Source organism: Gemmiger formicilis, assembly GCF_016901605.1.
GTDB classification, from domain to species: domain Bacteria; phylum Bacillota; class Clostridia; order Oscillospirales; family Ruminococcaceae; genus Gemmiger; species Gemmiger formicilis_B.
Map to the genome: position 1 here is coordinate 1 of NZ_JACJKP010000520.1, position 351 is coordinate 351.

Here is a 351-nt window from a genome sequence, read left to right on the forward strand (position 1 = left end):
TGCCGGCGATGCCCTGCGGACGGATCAGCAGGAAGACCAGCATGATGGCAAAGACTGCGATGGTGGAATATCCGGAACCCAGCACGGCCAGCAGCAGGGTCTCCATAATGCCCAGCAGCAGCGCGCCGATCACGGCGCCGGTCAGGCTGCCCAGGCCGCCGATGACCGAGGCGATGAAGCCCTTGACCACCAGGCTGCCCAGGGTGGGGTACAGGGTGTACTTGATGCCCAGGAACACGCCGGCAATACCGGCCAGGATGCCCGATACCACAAAGGCGCACTGGATGATACGGGTGGAGTCGATGCCCATGAGCTGGGCGGTGTCGCGGTCAAAAGAGACGGCGCGCAGGG

1 protein-coding gene is annotated in these 351 nt (G+C 64.7%); it reads right to left on the reverse strand.

The genetic code is table 11. The annotated features are described in order from the left end of the window. On the reverse strand, positions 1-351 hold a 351-nt coding region (locus tag H6B10_RS15740; RefSeq protein WP_204652393.1), incomplete at both ends, for a branched-chain amino acid ABC transporter permease.